The organism is Paraclostridium tenue (genome assembly GCF_039521565.1).
In the GTDB taxonomy this organism is placed as follows: Bacteria; Bacillota; Clostridia; order Peptostreptococcales; family Peptostreptococcaceae; genus Paraclostridium; species Paraclostridium tenue.
In genome coordinates, this window is record NZ_BAAACP010000004.1 from 142,873 (window position 1) to 160,155 (window position 17,283).

Here is a 17,283-nt window from a genome sequence, read left to right on the forward strand (position 1 = left end):
TTACTGAAAAATCACGAAATAAAGATATATCAAAAAAAGTAGAAAAATATGAATATTAGGTATTATAAAACTGACATTGATTTAAATTTAACATAGTAATATAATAAATACGTATTAGGTTTTCGTCTATTTAATTTTTAATATTTTTATTATTGGCAATCCTAATTATGAGGTGATTTAACATGAAGGAAAACAATATCAAAAGAAATATTAAAAAAGAGAGTTTTAATGAGAAAAAACAAAGAATAAGTTCAGTTATAAACTCTATTTTAGAGGAAAATACAAGTGAGTCTGATCCAGATGGACATTATACAGGTTGTCCAAAAGGAAAACAAATTAGACCAATACAAGATGTAGATGATTTATAAAATATTAAAAATTTATGCCGAGGAAGGAGCTTTCTTATGATTTACACAACAGAAATCACAAATATGTGTAAAATAAACAAAGGCCCTAATCATGGACCAGCACCAATACCTGAAGAAGGTAAGTGGGTAAAAGCGAAACAAATAACAGACATATCAGGATTAACTCATGGTGTAGGTTGGTGTGCACCTCAGCAAGGAGCATGTAAATTAACATTAAATGTTAAAGATGGGATAATACAAGAAGCGTTAGTTGAAACAATAGGATGTTCAGGAATGACACATTCAGCTGCTATGGCATCTGAAATACTTCCTGGGAAAACCATACTAGAAGCATTAAATACTGATTTAGTATGTGATGCCATAAATACTGCTATGAGAGAACTGTTCTTACAAATAGTATATGGTAGAAGTCAAACAGCATTTTCAGAAGGTGGTTTACCGGTAGGTGCTGGACTTGAAGATTTAGGAAAAGGTCTTAGAAGTCAAGTTGGAACTATGTATGGAAGTCTTGAAAAAGGACCTAGATATTTAGAAATGGCAGAAGGATACATAACTAAAGTAGCTTTAGATGAAGATAGTGAAATAATAGGATATGAGTATGTTCACCTTGGAAAAATGATGGAAATGGTATCTAAGGGTATAGAAGCTAATGAAGCACTAGAAAAAGCTAAATCTACATACGGTAGATTTAATGAAGGTGTTAAAGTTATAGACCCAAGACATGAATAATAAAAAGGAAGGTGAACTTAAATGGCTTTATTTGAAAGTTATGAAAGAAGAATAAATCAAATAACTTCTGTACTTGAAAAATACGGATTTAATTCTATAGAAGAATGTAGAGAACTTTGCAAATCAAAGGGATTTGACCCTTATCAAATAGTTAAGGATACTCAAAACATAGCATTTGAAAATGCCTGTTGGGCATATACATTAGGTGCAGCAATAGCTATAAAAAAAGAATGTATGAAAGCAGCAGATGCAGCAGAAGCTATAGGTGAAGGTTTACAAGCATTTTGTATCCCAGGTTCTGTTGCTGATGATAGAAAAGTAGGACTTGGTCATGGTAATTTAGGTGGAATGCTTTTAAGAGATGAAACTAAATGTTTTGCTTTCTTAGCAGGACATGAATCTTTTGCAGCAGCAGAAGGAGCTATAAAAATAGCTGAAAAAGCAAATAAAGTTAGAAAAGAAGATTTAAGAGTTATATTAAATGGTCTTGGAAAAGATGCAGCTTATATAATTTCTAGAATTAATGGATTTACATATGTTCAAACAGAGTTTGATTATTATACTGGAGAACTAAAAATAGTAAGAGAAAAAGCTTTCTCTAAAGGAGAAAGAAGCAAAGTAAGATGTTATGGATGCGATGATGTTAGAGAAGGTGTTGCAATAATGCATCATGAGGGAGTTGATGTTTCTATAACAGGCAATTCAACTAACCCAACAAGATTTCAACATCCAGTAGCTGGAACTTACAAAAAAGAGTGTTATCAAGAGGGTAAAAAATATTTCTCAGTAGCTTCTGGTGGAGGTACAGGAAGAACTCTTCATCCTGATAATATGGCAGCAGGACCAGCTTCTTATGGTATGACTGATACTATGGGAAGAATGCATTCAGATGCACAATTTGCAGGTTCTTCTTCTGTTCCAGCACACGTTGAAATGATGGGACTTATAGGAATGGGTAACAATCCTATGGTTGGAGCAACTGTTGCTATAGCAGTTGCAGTTGAAGAAAGTTTTAAATAAGTAATAAAAAATAGGTAGAATTTGAATTTATTCAATTTCTACCTATTTTTTATTATAGTATTTTATAATTTTTCTATTACATATAATAGAAATAATCTATAAGTATAAAGAGATTATTTATAAACCAAAAATTAGTTGATATAATAAAATTAAAGGGGGGTATTATTTTGGAATCAACTTCAATAGAATATAAATTAGATGAACAAAAATTAAAAGTTATAAAAAAATATAGGCTCCATTTAAATTCTAATTTTAATTGGGAATATAGACATCCAAAAAATAAATATCAGCCTATTGAATATTTTTCACAAAAGTTTGTAGAAAGGCACACTGCACTTGCTATGGTTTTTCAAATACATAAACTTTGCTTTGCTAAAATAAAGTATTTTGAAAGTAATTTAAATGATTTTATACCTTATACATATTCTTTTAAAGATGGATTTAGTGAATGTGAGATGTATAAAGTTCAATTTTTATATCATAAATATAGTAAGTATATGATTGGAATTTGTGATTTGCAAAATATAAAAGACATAGAAGAATTTAATGAGTTTTGTAAGCATTTGGATAGCTTTAAGAATTGAATTAAATTATTAAAATCATCGTTGATGGAAAAATTATTTTTAATAATATTAAATTATAAACAAGGAGAGTATGGGACTCTCTTTTTATTTTGAAAAATTTATTACTATAATTTTTTTATATACAAATTATTTTATATTTAAATATAAAATTAAAAGAAATTTAAGATTAACATTAAAAATATTGGGTATAAAATAAAACAGAATCTAGCAAAAAAGAAAGTTTTCTTGGGAAAAGTTAAGTACTAAAAGCTAAAAGGCTTATATATGAAAACGATTCGATGATGGCTTTTAAAATTGTAGACTTTTTAAATGATTTAGGACAATTTACCTATATTTTACCAAAATAAAAGATTATGAAAATAAAATAAACCATTTAAATAAAATTTACTAAAAAAGACATAACCCATATGTAGGCAGAATAGATAATCTAGCTATAGTAAAAAGTTTAGTCAAATTTATATTAAAACAACAATATGGGAGGTATTATGTATGAATGTTTATAAACATTTCCCAGTAGCTAATGATGAAGTAGGTATAATATGGACATTATCATCTATAAAAGATGCTTGCGTTGTTGAGTTTGAACCAGCTAAAAATACTAACTACAAAGTAGAAAATAAAGAAAATTTAAATGGTGAAGATGAAGCAAAAGTATACTATATTAATATAGAACAAGGTGATGTTAATTTTGAAGAATATGATAGATTCGAAAAAGCTATATTAGAAATAGATAAAAATACAGATATTAAATATATATTTATTATGATATTAACTAAAGATTTCAAAATAAAAAATAATATATTAAATATTTGTGAAAGGTTAGAGGATAATATAACTTCACGATTAATACCTATAACTACTGGTGAATTAAAAGACGAATATAACATAGGGGTAGAAGAGGCATTAGAAATATTAGCTAAGAAAATAGTTAAAAGTAATCATAAAGATTTTAATAAATATAATATAGTAGGATTTAATATAGATAAGTATAATTACTCGTCAGATATTAAAGAACTAGAAAGAATTATGAAGGAATTATTTAATAAAAATGTAAATACAGTATTTACAGCTGATTCAAGTATAGAAGATATAGAAAATGCAGGAAAAGCATCTTTAAATATAGTAGTTAAAAAAGAAGGTTTAAAGGCAGCACAATGTATGCATGAAAGATGTAATATACCTTATATTTATAAAAATTTATATGGACTTAAAAATACTATTAAATTTGTAGAAGCTATAAAAAAAATAGATGGATATGAACTAGATGAAGACAAGTATAATAAAGAAATACATCATGTGAAAAAATGTATGTTTAATATAAAAAGAAAACTTTATTTTTATGAAAAAAGTAAAGACTGTGCTGTATTTGGAGATATGGATACTGTTACGGGTATGAGTGATATGCTAAAAGAATTAGGACTTAAAGTTGATAGAAAAGAAATACTACATAAAATTACATGTGATGAATTAAATGCTTCAAAATTAGATAGAATGGATTATCTAACTAATAAAGAATTATTAATACTTTTAGGTGACGGTCAAAGTATAGATATGTATCATGATTCAAAAATGGATTTACAAGTTACCAATACTAATTTAGATAAAGTTAGTATATGTCCAGACACACCATATATTGGCTTTAGAGGATGTGTGTATATTATAGAGAAAATATTACATATAAAAGCTGAATAATTTATTTTTTGTATTACATCATTTTATAAAAAAATTTACTAATTGATATAAAAGCTAAAAAAGTCACAATTTATATATGCAATCATAATATATATTACAGAGACATAGTTCTGAAACTTGAAAAAAGGGTGAGAGATTTTATGAGTTGCAAAAACAAAGTGTGGAGTGAATGTGGAAATATCAGTAGTAGAAAATGGGATAATATATGCTATTACAAATGTAGTGATAACTGTTGTGAGTCCACAAAATGTAAAAAAGAAATTTATAAAGCAAAGGAAATTTTAGATAGAATAAAAAATAAAAATGATCATTTAGGTGATTACTTAAATGATGCTAAAGAAAATCAAGAAGATGTTAAAGATGCATTAAGTAAAATAGAAGATAATGTATGTAAATTAGCTAATGATTTAGAGAAGATACAAAAAGCTTTAGAAGATTCTATAAAATCTTTATGTAATATAGTTAAAAATTTAGAAAAAGCTCAAATATCTCAAGATAAATCTTTATGTGATGTAAATAATGCTATAAAGGAGCAAGAGTGTATAGATGAATTATTATATAAATTAGAATGTGGAATTCATAATATTATTGAATGTTTTGGAGAAAATTGTAGCCACCCAATATTAGTACCTTGGGAAGAAGATTGTTGTAAACATTCAGGTAAAATATGTAGACCAAATAAATGTTATGAAAATAGAAATTATGATTGTTAGTTGATATTTTAATTTTTGACAATTATATAAAATTAAGAAAATAAGCTCATTTTTAATAAAATGAGTTTATTTTTTGTAAAAATATATATTTAGACAAATATTTACAATTTATTGTATACAGTATTGAAAAAAATAATAAAATATGTATAATAATTTATAGAGTAAATATTACATAAAAGTTAAAAAGGAGGAATTTTTTTGAAAATTAAAACTGTTAAAAAAAGTATTGCAACTTTAGTCTTATCAACAGCATTTATGTCAACTCTTACAGTAGCTAATGCAAATAATTATAAAGTATTTATAGATGCAGGACATGGTGGAAGAGATAATGGTTCATCATATATGGATAGAGTGGAAGATAAAATAAATTTTCAAATTGCTAATAAAGTTGAAGAAAAGCTTAAAAAGCTTGGAATAGATGTGGAAACGAGTAGAGAAAGTGATGAGTATGTATCACTGAGGGAAAGAGCTAAAAAATCAAATTTATCAAATTCAGATGTATTTGTATCTATACATCAAAACTCAGCAGATGATACAAATATAAAAGGATTAGAGACATATTATTATAGTGAATCAGATAAAAATTTTGCGCAAAAGATGCAAAATAGCTTGCTAAATTTTACTAATGGATACAATAGAGGATTTAAAAAAGGCAATTTACAAGTTTTAAGAGATAATGAGATACCGGCAGTACTTGTAGAGTGTGGATTTATATCTAGCAATGAAGAAGGTCAGAAACTAACTACGAAAGAGTACCAAAATAAGATAGCGGATGGTATAGTTAATGGTATAAAAGATCAACTAAATATAGATAAAAGTATAAAAACTAAAATTAACACAAATACAGCGATTTCATTAGAAGATGATGTTAGTGTTAGAAGTGGCAGAGGTTACGTGTTTAAAACTATAGGACATCTAGAAAAAGGTCAAAAGGTAGAAGTTATAGATACTAGATTTGATTGGCATAAGATAAAATTTGATGGCAAATATGGATATGTATCTAGTGTATATGTTAAATAATTAATAGGGTTACTTTAAAGTATTAATATTTTAAAGTAGCCCTATTAGTTTTTTTGAATTTTTAAGGTATTATTTGACAATTTAGGTTGCAAAATAAGTATTGATATTATTATAACTTAAGCTTATAATTTATAAAAATAACAATATAGAGGTGAAAAAAATGAATATGCTAATTATATTAGCTTTGATATTAAGTATAGGAATATGCTTTTTAATACCTTTAGGAAGTTTAGCCTATTTTGCAATTAAAGACAGAAAGAGAATAAAAAGTTTTTTTATAGGTATGTTAATATTTTTTATAACACAAATAGTAATTAGGTTGCCACTTATAAGTTTTATTTTTCCAAAAATGAAGTGGTATGAAAATATGTTTTTAAATCCATGGGTAAGTGCTATATTTTTAGCATTAACAGCTGGATTAGTTGAAGAAATTGGAAGATATATTGCATTTAAGTATATATTAAAAAATAACAGAACTTATAATGATGGTATAGCTTTTGGATTTGGCCATGGAGGGATAGAAGCTATATTAATTACAGGCATCTCTTGTATTGTTATATTAATTGGAGCATTAGCAGGAAATGGATTTTATTTAGGAGTCACTGCAACAGATGCTTTTATAGTAGGATTTGAGAGATTATGTGCTATAGTTATACACATAGGATTATCTATAATTATTTTATATGGAGTTAGAAAAAATCAGATAAAGTATTTATTTGTAGCGATACTTATTCATACACTAGTTAATTTGACGATTATAATATTATCTAGAGTATTTAACGTAGGTTTGCTGGGAGTGGAAGCGTATGTGTTCATATGTGCAATTATACTAGGTGGATTTACTATATATGCTAAAAATTTATATGATAAGCAAAAGTCAAATTAAATATATAAAATTAAGAAATTTAAAAATAGAGCCAGAAAATGGCTCTATTTTTTTGAACATATTTTTTTAGGATACATATTTTGGCTTATAAAATTTATGGCTTAATTTTATAAGTTATATTTATAATTTAGCGATATCCTCGCCATATTTAACACATCTAGTAGCTTCATCACCTTCAGGTGTTTCATTTATTATTACAGATTCTAGTGGAAGTTCAAATCCGTAACTTTTCATTTGTTCCTCCCAATTTCTCATCCATTCTCCATCTCCCCATCCATAAGAACCGAATAGACAAGCTTTTTTACCATTTCCTAGATTTTGTAAGGATTCTATAAATGGTTCAAAATCAACTTCTTCTAGATTTTCATTACCCATAGATGGGCAACCTAGAATTAGTATATCTTCATTTTTTATATCATCTATATTTACTTTTTCTACACTTAATAACTCTAGTGTTTTACCTTGGCTAGAAATTCCTTTTCCTATAAGGTTTGCCATAGATTCAGTATTTCCTGTTCCACTCCAATATATAATTTTCATATGTAGTTCCTCCTATATATGATATTGAAAGTTATTATCAACTAACTTAATTTAATGATAATTGTTTTCAATTAAAAAGTCAATAGTTTATTTAATATTTTTTTATCTCAAAGTATATTAAGAATCCATATTGATAAAAAAATATACCCAAAATTTAATAAAGCTATAAATATATACAACAAAAAATACAAAAAGGACTGTTAGTTTGGAGGACAGTCCTTTTTGTCGTTTGCTTGTCTTAGGAAATATACAATATTTAATAAATTTAGGCTTATTATGAAATTAATCTTATTGCGTAACTGATATTGATTATTATTTATTCTTGCCTTGATTTAATGATAATTGTTTTCAATTAAAAAGTCAATAGAGAAAAATAAAAAATTAATTGTTATTAAAAAATAGTAAACTATTTTAAATTTATTTGATAAATATATTAATTCATAATAATATTAAATTATAAAGAAACTAAAGATAGGAGAATATGATTTGAGTAATAAATATTATGCAGTAAAAGTGGGAAAAAGGCCTGGTATATACAATACTTGGGATGAATGTAAAGAGCAAGTTAATAAATTTCCAGGAGCTATATATAAAAGTTTTAAAACATTAGAAGAAGCTGAAAAATTTACAGGTATTAAAAAAGAAGTTAAAATCAGTAAAGACAAAAGCATAAAAACTAAAATAACAGATAAAGTTAATATAAGGACTAAAGAAGGGGAGTTAAAACCTATAAGAAGTAGTGCAAAAGTTAAATGTTTTGAAAAATACATAAAACCAGAAGATATAAAAGATGATTTTGATTTTATTGCTTTTGTTGATGGAAGTTATGATAGAGTATCAAAAACTTTTGGTTCTGGAATTGCTGTACTTGATTTTAAAAATGATAGTGTATGTGAATTTAAAGTTGCAGGACATGATAAATGGGATCAATGGAATATTGTAGGTGAAATAGAAGCATCTAAATATGCTATCAAATTAGCTTATGATAAAAATTTAAAAAAGATATGTATATATCATGACTTAAAAAATATAGCACTTTGGGCTAGTGGAAGTTGGCAAGCTAAAAATGGGTATACTCAAGAGTATGTTAGATATATAGAAAAGTATAGTAAAGATATGGATATCACTTTTATTAAAGTTAAGGGGCATAGTTCTAATAAATATAATGATATTGCTGATAGATTAGCGCGAGAAGCTATAGAAGAATATTTATAAGTATAAAAAAGTAATACAATATAATACCAAAATTCAAACTTTAGAAGATAGAAAAATCTAAAAATTTGTCAAAATAGAGTTTTCCTAGAATTAAATTCATAATAATAAAGTTTTATTTTGCAAAAACTATATGAAAACATATCAAGGAGGAAACAAAATGACAAAAAAGCCTTTAGTAAGTAACGCAAAAGAAGCATTAAATCAAATGAAGTTAGAAATTGCAGGAGAGTTAGGAATTCCAAGTGCTCATGTAAATGGTGCTAATAGGACTTCTTATGAAGCTGGGGCTATGGCTGGAAGTTTAGGTGCTATGATGAGTAAAAAATTAGTACAAATGGGAGAAGAACAATTAATTAAAGAATACAATAGCAAAAAGTAAAAAGATAAAGCATTGAACTAAATTATAGTTCAATGCTTTTATTTATAAAAAATTTATATAATAAAATAAAATTTAAACAAATAAGTTGTAAAAATTGATATAATATTACTTGACATTAGTTATTTAGACAAAGATAAAATATAAAAATTGGGTAAGATTTGGGGGAGAAAGATGCGAAGGTATGGGGATAAATTATTATTTCCTTTTTTAACTATTATGTTTTATTTAACATCTTTTAGCATAGTAAGTGCACAGCAATATAAAAGTTGGAAAAATGTTTTGTATATAAGCTCGTATAGTCCTAATTATGAAACTTTTTCAGATCAGTTGGAGGGCATAAAAGATGGAATAGAAAAAGATGTTAATATACAAATGGAGTATATGGATTCAAGAAGATTTTTAGATGAAGAAAACGTTAATAAATTTTATGAACTACTTAAGTATAAGCTAGAAAATAATAAAAAATATGATGTTATAATTTTAGCAGATGATCAAGCACTTGAATTTGGATTAAGGTATAAAAAAGAATTATTTAAAGATACTCCAATTGTATTTTTAGGTGTGAGTTCACCTGATAGAATTAAAAAAGCTAACAAAGAAGAAAATATATATGGAGTAACAGAAGATACTTCTATACAAGAAAATATAGAATTAATAGATAAGTTGCATAAAGGAAAAAATATAAATGTTATATCAGATGCATCATCAAATCATTTGAATGAACAATATGATTTTAAAAAAATGCGTGAAAAAAATAAAAATATTAATTTTATAAGTATGTCTTTATACAATATGACATTTGAAGAGCTAGGCAAAAAATTAAAAAATTTAGATAATAATGATGTAGTACTAGTAATATATTCTTATGTAGATAAAATGGGAACTCTAAAATCTATAAAAGAATCTTATGAATTTATAAAGAAAAATGCAAATGTACCTATATATTCAGTTATGGATTATGGGACTCAATGTGGTTTTGTTGGGGGAAGAGTAGTAAGTCACTATGACCAAGGTAAAATAGCAGGATTGATGGCTAAAGATATACTTCAAGGTAAAAAGCCTAAGGAAAAAATTATTGATGGATATAAAATAAATAAATTTGTATTTGACTATGATCAATTAAGAGATAATAGAATAAGTAAAAAAGACTTACCAAAAGACTCTATAGTAATAAATACACCTATAGATATTATATATAGATACAGAGAAATAATATACACTAGTGTGGGGTTAATAATAAGTTTAGTCATAGTAGTGATTTCATTTATATTATATACAATAAGAAAACTACATTATGAAAAAGAATTAATAAAAGCAAAAGAATTAGCTGAAAGTATGAATAAATCACAAAGTAATTTTATATCAAATATAAGTCATGAATTAAGAACTCCAGTAGCTGTAATAATGTCTGCTAATCAAATATTAGATATGAATATGAAAAAAGTACAAAATAATTATTCCGAAAGTAATAATGAAAAAATAGATATAATAAAGCAAAACTGTAACAGACTACTAAGGCTTACAAATAACATAATAGATATTGCAAAAGTAGATTCAGGATTTATGAATTTAAAATTAAGAAATATAGATATTATAATTTTATTAGAAAGTATTACTATGTCAGTTATACCATATGCTACTAGTAAAAATATAGATATAATATTTGATACAAGTGATGAAGAATGCATAATGAGCGTAGATCCAGATAAGATAGAAAGAATAGTTTTAAATTTAATCTCAAATGCAATTAAATTTTCAAAAGATAATATGACCATATATGTAAGCGTTTATGTTGACAAAATAGAAAATTTATTAACTTTTTCTGTAAAGGACAATGGAATTGGAATAGATGAAAGTCATTTAGAAAAAATATTTGAGCGATTTGCTCAAGTAGAAGATACAATGATAAGAAGAAATGAAGGTAGTGGAATTGGATTATCTCTTGTAAAAATATTTACAAGCTTGCATGGAGGAGATATAGAAGTTAAGTCTAAGGTTAATGAGGGTAGTGAGTTTATAATTAGACTACCTATAAATGTATTAGAAGATGAAGAAGTAGTAAATTGTGAATTATATTATGATGATACAACAAATTCAAAGACTGCTTTAGAATTTTCTGATATAGAATTTTAATTTAATAAAATAATTAAGAAGTATTGAGTTATGTAAGCTCAATACTTCTTTTGTTTTATTAAAAGCACTAGATTTTTATAGTTTTGACTTTTATGCATTCATAGAGCAACACTCTGAAGCATTTAGATTATTAATTTTTCTAAAATAATCAATCATTAAAGGTACACAAGCTGCAATCCAAGCAAAAGGCCCTGCTAAACAAACACCTGTATAACCAATTGCTAAAGGAAGAGTAAATGAAACTACAGTTCTTGCAACAAGTTCGCAGACTCCAGCCATCATAGGAGTAAAAGTATATCCCATACCTTGAAGTGAATTTCTATATATAAATATTAAACTAAGTGGTATAAAGAAAAATGAAACTGTAGTTAAATACTTCATAGAATAATCAATAACATTAGGGTCTGCATCTGATATAAATAATTTAACTAAGCTTTCTCCAAATACTACAAGCATAATTCCTGCAACAATACCTATACCTATATTTATTATAGTACATTTTTTTACGCCTTCTTTTATACGCTCTATATTTAAAGCACCAAGGTTTTGTGCACAGTAAGTAGCCATAGTCACTCCAAATGTTATACTAGGTTGCATAACAAGTTGCTCAACTCTAGAAGCAGCAGTATGTGCAGCAACGACAGTTGAACCAAATTCATTAACAGCACCTTGAAGTATTATTGCACCAATAGCTGTTATTGAAAATTGAAGAGCCATTGGAATACCTATGTTTAAGTGCTTTTTAAAATAGTTAATATCAAATTTAAAGTGTTTTTTTTCTAATTTTAATATAGGAAACTTTTTAGATGTATAAATTAAACATAAAATTCCTGAGAAACCTTGTGAAATAACAGTAGCATAACCTGCACCAGCTACTCCCATAGAGAAGTTAACTATAAAGACTAAATCTAGTAATATATTTAAAATAGATGCAACAATTAAAAAATATAGTGGAGTTTTGCTATCTCCAAGTGCACGAAGTACACTAGATATCATATTGTAGAAAAATGTTGCAAATATACCACCATAAATAACTATTATATAAGCATAAGAATCATCTATTATATCACTGGGAGTTTTTATTGCATTTAAAAGTGGTTTGGCTGTAACCATACTTACAATAGTAATTAAAATTGCCATAATAATAGATAATATAATAGCACTACCTACTGCATATTTTACTCCCTCTTCATCATTTGCCCCAAATTTTTGTGAAACTAAAACAGAAAAACCAGATGTAAGTCCTAATACAAATCCAATTATTAAAAATACCATAGAACCTGTAGAACCAACAGCAGCAAGAGCTCTAACACCTAAAAAATTTCCAACTATTATAGTATCAACCATACTATAAAATTGTTGAAAAATATTACCTATAAGTAATGGTATAGAGAAATATAAAATCAATTTTACTGGATTTCCAGTAGTCATATCCTGTGTCATAATGTCCCCTTTCATATACATAGAATTTATTTATTTGCATATAATATCATTATTTAAATATTCATACAATAGATTATATTAAAGATAATGAAAATGATACTAAAATAAGCAATAAAAAAATAGTTTGACATAAAACTAATTTATTTATATAATTAATTTGAAAATAAATTAGCTTTATAAAGGAGACAAAATAATGACAGACTTAAGTTTTATATATAACCGTAAAAGTATAAGAAAATTCAAAGACACTAAGGTACCAAAAGAAGATATAATTGAACTATTAAAGGCAGCAACTTTTGCACCATCTGCAAAGCATCAACAAAACTGGCACTTTGTTGTACTTCAAAATAAAGATATAATAGATAAAATGTCAGATATTGTAACTAAGAGTCATGAAAAAATAGGAGAGATAGCTAAAACTGAAAGAGATAAAAAAATACATATGAGTGTAATAAATTATTATACATGTTTTAAAAATGCTCCAGTAGTAGTATTAGTTTATGGCTGTGAATATAAAATGATAGAATATAAGATATTAAAAGAAAATAATGCTCCAAAAGAGATATTAGATGTTTTAGTATCACCACAATCAGGAGCTCAAAGTATAGGAGCAGCAGTTGAAAACTTTTTATTAGCTGCAACTGAAATGGGATATGGAACTTGTTATATGACAGGTCCTACTCATGCTAAAACTGAAATAGAAAAGCTTATAGGATTTGAAAAGCCAGGATATGAATTAATGTCTATGATAGCTTTAGGCGTTGCTGAAGATAACCAACCAGCTCAACCACCTAGAAAGCCATTAGAAGATGTAACTACATTTATAGATTAATAAAAAGCTCCCTAAATAAAATTAATATTTAGGGAGCTTTTTTAGTGAAAAGTATATTACAAAAAATAAATTTTATATAAAAAAATTTTATAATATAGCTATATATAAAAAACAATGATATATTGTATACATAGACAACAAGATTAGACAAATAACAACAAATTAGTAAGAAATAATAAATTATGAAAAAGATTGAATCATTTTAAGATATAGACATCAAAATAGGGGAACTATATAAGTTCCTCTTAACCCCCTAAAAATCCCTTATAAAAAATAATAAATATTTTCTTAAAAAAAGACTGTTAAATAACAGTCTTTTTTTATTTAAAAATTGTATTTAATCTTATTTTTAAATCTTATTTTAAATATGTAAATTTATTTTTGAAAAAAAAACTTAGAAATTATATAATATTTATAGTAAATATTTCCATTTTCTAAAAGATATAATTTGGAGATTCAGGATTATGAAACTGCATATAGGGGTTTATGTAAAAATTTAATCTATTTAAATCAAAATAAGTTATAAAATTTATGAATTTAATTATATAGAGTAACTAATAAAAAGTTATTCAAAGGAGGGAATATGATTGAATCACTTACTGACAAAATAGCATCGATTTTTGTAGTAAATACAAAAATCAATGAAAAAAAGTATGAAGTGTATAAAGCTAATATTAGAGCTTTAATATATCTAGTAGTAAGTGTAGTATCTGTAATATTAGTTGGTTTAATTTTAAAAAAAGTAATTCAAGGAATAATACTTTTATTATGCTATGTACTAATAAGAAAATTTGCTTATGGATACAAAAATAAAAACTACATAATACGATTAGCATTATTTTTATGTATATATATACTAACAATATATTTGAGTAATTATGAAGATATGACTACTTACAAATCTTTGATTGGAACTTTTACAATGTTAAGTGTTGTTGGAATATTTATATTGTCTCCAGTTAATGATATAAAAAATCCGATTGAACTAAAAAAAGTAACTAAGTATAGAATCATATCGAGAATAATTGCTTTAATTGTTGCAATTTTTACACTAGGAATTTTAGAAATACATAATTTAGATGAATATGCTGCATTTACAGCTAGTGCATTATTTTGGAGTGCTATAATGTTAGTTTTAGGAACTATAAAAAATTATATAAGGAGTTAAATTTTATATAAAACATAGTTATAAATATTTTTGATGTTGTTAATTGTTTTAGAACTTATATTAAAATAAAAAATAAGACTACATTAATGTGGTCTTATTTTGTTATAATTTAATAGTGTGACATTTAATATTATATTAAGTATAAAAAGTTTTAGGGGGGTATTGTGATAAGTTTTTAATTAAAATCTTATTAAAAAAATAAGATTTAAAGAATATTAAGGGGGAGAGGGTTTAAATAAAAAAACTAACAAAGTATTGTCTAATAATACTGTTAATCATAGTATTGATTTTATTAATTGGGAAAATTTATATAAGTAAAGAAAATCAACAGATAGTAAAAAATATAGAAAAACATTATGTAGATAATGAGAAATTAAGTGAGACATTTTTAAAAAAAGCTAAAAATAAAATTAATAAACAAAGTAAAAAGGAATCTAATGATTATTTTATTTTAGGTTATATTAGTCTAAACTATGATAAAAATGAAAAATTGGCTAAAAACTACTTTGAAAAGACACTAAGTAGTTTAAGTGAAAAAACAAATAGTTTTGCAAAAGTTTATAGTTACTATTATTTAGCTAAAGATGCTAAAAATAGTAAAAATATAGATAAAGCTATAGATTATGCAAAAGAGAGTTTTGAAAGTTTAGATAAAAATCAATATGTTAAATATCAAAACATAATTTGGGAGACATTTGAATGTTTAATAGATACAGAAAAAGGAAGAGAATTAGCTTTAAAAAGTTATAATAAGATGAAAAACTACGAATATCTATTAAACAAAGAATCAAAACTTTATTTTTATAAAAAATTAGCAAAATTAAATAAAATTTCATCTAAATATGTTTACTCTATGGAACATAGTTTAAGTGTTATAGATTTAGCGGAAAGATTAGGTAATGATGAAGAATTATATAGAGCAATTATAGAAATGGCATTAGTAGCAAAGCAAACTGGACAATATAAACTTGCTTTAGGAATAATGGATTTTAATAAAAATATTAAAATAAAAAATAAAAGATCAGAAGCTGATTTAATTTTTTATAAATTTATAAATTTAGCAGAAATAGAAAGTCTATTAGAAAATAATGAAAAGGCTATAAATTATATAAACAAAATAGAAAATTATGAAAAATATATAGATGAAAATAAACTTGATGACTTAAAAGCAGTTAAAAAAACAGTAGAAGCTGAATATTATTTAGAAAAAGAAAATTTTAAATTAGCTAACAAATATTTAAAAGAAGCCAAGTATCTTATAGATAATGATAAACAAAATTTTTATAAAAATAAAGAATTTATCTACTATAAGTCGTTGGCTAAATTATATACAAAAGAAAAAAAGTATAATGAAGCAATAAATATTTATATTAATATTATAAATTTAGCACAAAAAACATTAGAACTAGAATATATAGAAACTTCTTTAGATGAATTGATAAATTTATACAATATAACTAATAATGGTGAAAAAGAATATGAAAATGGTATGGCGTTGCTAAAATTAAAAGATTATAAAAATAATATATTTTCTAAACACTACTATGAAAATATAATATATAAATTTTGTAGTAAAAAACTTAGGAAAGAAAGCATTAATATAAAGATTACAAATGTGATTTTTAAGATATTGATATTAATATTAGCTACATTTATTTTTACATTTAATATTTATCCTAAAATTAGAAAATGTATAAACAGAAGAAAAATTAGAAACTATAGAAAAGAAAATAATTATATAATACATTATCAACCAATAGTAAATCCTAAGGAAAATGAAATTGTAGGATTTGAAGCATTAATTAGACTTAAACTAAACAATGAACTTATAATGCCAAGTATAATTATAGATAATATTGAAAAATATGATATGATGGGTGAAATATCTATATGGATACTTAAAAAAATAATAAAAGATTATGAAAAGCTTAAAAAAATAGATAATTTATCAGAAAAGTTTTATGTTTCTATGAATATATCTTTAAAAGAAGTTGAAGATGATAATATATTAGGTCGATTTAAAGAAATAATAAAAAATTCAAATATAAAAGAAAAATCCATATGTATAGAGATTACTGAAAACAATTCTTATAAAGATCAAAAAAAAGCAAAGGAAAATATAGAAAAGCTTAGAAAATATGGATTTTTAGTTGCATTAGACGATTTTGGAGTAGAGTATTCAAATATATCTATACTAGGGCAATTTAAATTTGATATTATTAAACTTGATAAATATTTTATTGATAACATTCACGAAACAGATATTAGTAAAACTGTTATAGAAGTTTTTGATTATTTATCTTGTATGAAAGAAAAAAATATAGTAATTGAAGGAGTAGAGGAACAATATCAAGTTGATTTTATAAAGGATACCTCATCTAATAAATTTTACGTACAAGGTTATCTTTATAGTAAACCTTTAGAACTTGATGATTTAAAGAATTTTAAATTAAATATAAACTAAAAAGATGTAGCTTTTAAAAGCTACATCTTTTTAGTTTATGTGTAATTTATGAATTGAAAAGAAAATGATAATCCATATCATTTATGTTATAATATGA

At 24.9% G+C, this 17,283-nt stretch carries 16 protein-coding genes; 14 read left to right on the top strand and 2 right to left on the bottom strand.

The window, feature by feature from the left end; translation table 11 throughout:
* Positions 1-182 precede the first annotated feature (182 nt).
* The 8 genes from ABFX13_RS04900 (at position 183) to ABFX13_RS04935 (ending at position 7,012) form a co-directional block, all read left to right on the top strand.
* Positions 183-368: a hypothetical protein gene (locus ABFX13_RS04900; protein WP_346043240.1), complete on the top strand. Its 186-nt coding sequence runs from the start codon at positions 183-185 to the stop codon at positions 366-368.
* A 36-nt stretch (positions 369-404) separates the two neighbouring features.
* Positions 405-1,097, top strand: a complete 693-nt coding sequence (locus tag ABFX13_RS04905) for an iron-sulfur cluster assembly scaffold protein (protein ID WP_147545512.1) — start codon at positions 405-407, stop codon at positions 1,095-1,097.
* A 21-nt stretch (positions 1,098-1,118) separates the two neighbouring features.
* Positions 1,119-2,117, top strand: coding sequence for a GGGtGRT protein (locus ABFX13_RS04910; RefSeq protein ID WP_346043243.1), 999 nt, complete (start codon positions 1,119-1,121; stop codon positions 2,115-2,117).
* A 167-nt stretch (positions 2,118-2,284) separates the two neighbouring features.
* Positions 2,285-2,701, top strand: a complete 417-nt coding sequence (locus ABFX13_RS04915) for a hypothetical protein (RefSeq protein WP_346043245.1) — start codon at positions 2,285-2,287, stop codon at positions 2,699-2,701.
* A 489-nt stretch (positions 2,702-3,190) separates the two neighbouring features.
* Positions 3,191-4,393: a nitrogenase component 1 gene (locus ABFX13_RS04920; RefSeq protein WP_346043248.1), complete on the top strand. Its 1,203-nt coding sequence runs from the start codon at positions 3,191-3,193 to the stop codon at positions 4,391-4,393.
* 140 nt (positions 4,394-4,533) lie between these two features.
* Positions 4,534-5,106: a hypothetical protein gene (locus tag ABFX13_RS04925; protein ID WP_346043250.1), complete on the top strand. Its 573-nt coding sequence runs from the start codon at positions 4,534-4,536 to the stop codon at positions 5,104-5,106.
* A 198-nt stretch (positions 5,107-5,304) separates the two neighbouring features.
* A complete protein-coding gene (locus tag ABFX13_RS04930; protein ID WP_346043252.1) occupies positions 5,305-6,126 on the top strand; it encodes an N-acetylmuramoyl-L-alanine amidase in 822 nt (273 codons plus the stop codon).
* A gap of 160 nt (positions 6,127-6,286) precedes the next feature.
* Entirely contained in the window at positions 6,287-7,012 is a 726-nt protein-coding gene (locus ABFX13_RS04935; protein ID WP_346043255.1) for a YhfC family intramembrane metalloprotease, read from the top strand.
* Between the two features lie 120 nt (positions 7,013-7,132).
* On the opposite strand, the gene ABFX13_RS04940 is transcribed toward ABFX13_RS04935, so the two are convergent.
* Positions 7,133-7,552, bottom strand: coding sequence for a flavodoxin (locus tag ABFX13_RS04940; protein ID WP_346043258.1), 420 nt, complete (start codon positions 7,550-7,552; stop codon positions 7,133-7,135).
* A 486-nt stretch (positions 7,553-8,038) separates the two neighbouring features.
* Between ABFX13_RS04940 and ABFX13_RS04945 the strand changes: the two genes are divergently transcribed.
* The 3 genes from ABFX13_RS04945 (at position 8,039) to ABFX13_RS04955 (ending at position 11,279) form a co-directional block, all read left to right on the top strand.
* Positions 8,039-8,767: a ribonuclease H1 domain-containing protein gene (locus ABFX13_RS04945; RefSeq protein ID WP_346043261.1), complete on the top strand. Its 729-nt coding sequence runs from the start codon at positions 8,039-8,041 to the stop codon at positions 8,765-8,767.
* A gap of 157 nt (positions 8,768-8,924) precedes the next feature.
* Complete coding sequence (locus ABFX13_RS04950) at positions 8,925-9,146, top strand: alpha/beta-type small acid-soluble spore protein (protein WP_346043263.1); 222 nt, start codon at positions 8,925-8,927, stop codon at positions 9,144-9,146.
* 216 nt (positions 9,147-9,362) lie between these two features.
* Positions 9,363-11,279, top strand: coding sequence for a sensor histidine kinase (locus ABFX13_RS04955; protein ID WP_346043265.1), 1,917 nt, complete (start codon positions 9,363-9,365; stop codon positions 11,277-11,279).
* 90 nt (positions 11,280-11,369) lie between these two features.
* Here ABFX13_RS04955 and ABFX13_RS04960 read toward each other — a convergent pair whose 3' ends face one another.
* Positions 11,370-12,722, bottom strand: a complete 1,353-nt coding sequence (locus ABFX13_RS04960) for an MATE family efflux transporter (protein ID WP_346043267.1) — start codon at positions 12,720-12,722, stop codon at positions 11,370-11,372.
* A gap of 193 nt (positions 12,723-12,915) precedes the next feature.
* Between ABFX13_RS04960 and ABFX13_RS04965 the strand changes: the two genes are divergently transcribed.
* The 3 genes from ABFX13_RS04965 (at position 12,916) to ABFX13_RS04975 (ending at position 17,186) form a co-directional block, all read left to right on the top strand.
* Positions 12,916-13,554: a nitroreductase family protein gene (locus ABFX13_RS04965; protein ID WP_346043271.1), complete on the top strand. Its 639-nt coding sequence runs from the start codon at positions 12,916-12,918 to the stop codon at positions 13,552-13,554.
* Between the two features lie 583 nt (positions 13,555-14,137).
* Entirely contained in the window at positions 14,138-14,722 is a 585-nt protein-coding gene (locus tag ABFX13_RS04970) for an accessory gene regulator B family protein (protein WP_346043274.1), read from the top strand.
* A 283-nt stretch (positions 14,723-15,005) separates the two neighbouring features.
* Positions 15,006-17,186 carry an EAL domain-containing protein gene (locus ABFX13_RS04975; protein WP_346043279.1) on the top strand — a complete coding sequence of 727 codons (2,181 nt, stop codon included), beginning with the start codon at positions 15,006-15,008 and terminating at the stop codon, positions 17,184-17,186.
* Positions 17,187-17,283: the final 97 nt, after the last annotated feature.

What these genes read in the sequence shown, in the direction of transcription:
- ABFX13_RS04960 (WP_346043267.1), bottom strand. Translation starts at nt 12,722, where the DNA reads ATGACACAGGATATGACTACTGGAAATCCAGTAAAATTGATTTTATAT.
- ABFX13_RS04970 (WP_346043274.1), top strand. Translation starts at nt 14,138, where the DNA reads ATGATTGAATCACTTACTGACAAAATAGCATCGATTTTTGTAGTAAAT.
- ABFX13_RS04950 (WP_346043263.1), top strand. Translation starts at nt 8,925, where the DNA reads ATGACAAAAAAGCCTTTAGTAAGTAACGCAAAAGAAGCATTAAATCAA.
- ABFX13_RS04920 (WP_346043248.1), top strand. Translation starts at nt 3,191, where the DNA reads ATGAATGTTTATAAACATTTCCCAGTAGCTAATGATGAAGTAGGTATA.
- ABFX13_RS04935 (WP_346043255.1), top strand. Translation starts at nt 6,287, where the DNA reads ATGAATATGCTAATTATATTAGCTTTGATATTAAGTATAGGAATATGC.
- ABFX13_RS04965 (WP_346043271.1), top strand. Translation starts at nt 12,916, where the DNA reads ATGACAGACTTAAGTTTTATATATAACCGTAAAAGTATAAGAAAATTC.
- ABFX13_RS04910 (WP_346043243.1), top strand. Translation starts at nt 1,119, where the DNA reads ATGGCTTTATTTGAAAGTTATGAAAGAAGAATAAATCAAATAACTTCT.
- ABFX13_RS04905 (WP_147545512.1), top strand. Translation starts at nt 405, where the DNA reads ATGATTTACACAACAGAAATCACAAATATGTGTAAAATAAACAAAGGC.
- ABFX13_RS04925 (WP_346043250.1), top strand. Translation starts at nt 4,534, where the DNA reads ATGAGTTGCAAAAACAAAGTGTGGAGTGAATGTGGAAATATCAGTAGT.
- ABFX13_RS04900 (WP_346043240.1), top strand. Translation starts at nt 183, where the DNA reads ATGAAGGAAAACAATATCAAAAGAAATATTAAAAAAGAGAGTTTTAAT.
- ABFX13_RS04940 (WP_346043258.1), bottom strand. Translation starts at nt 7,552, where the DNA reads ATGAAAATTATATATTGGAGTGGAACAGGAAATACTGAATCTATGGCA.
- ABFX13_RS04955 (WP_346043265.1), top strand. Translation starts at nt 9,363, where the DNA reads ATGTTTTATTTAACATCTTTTAGCATAGTAAGTGCACAGCAATATAAA.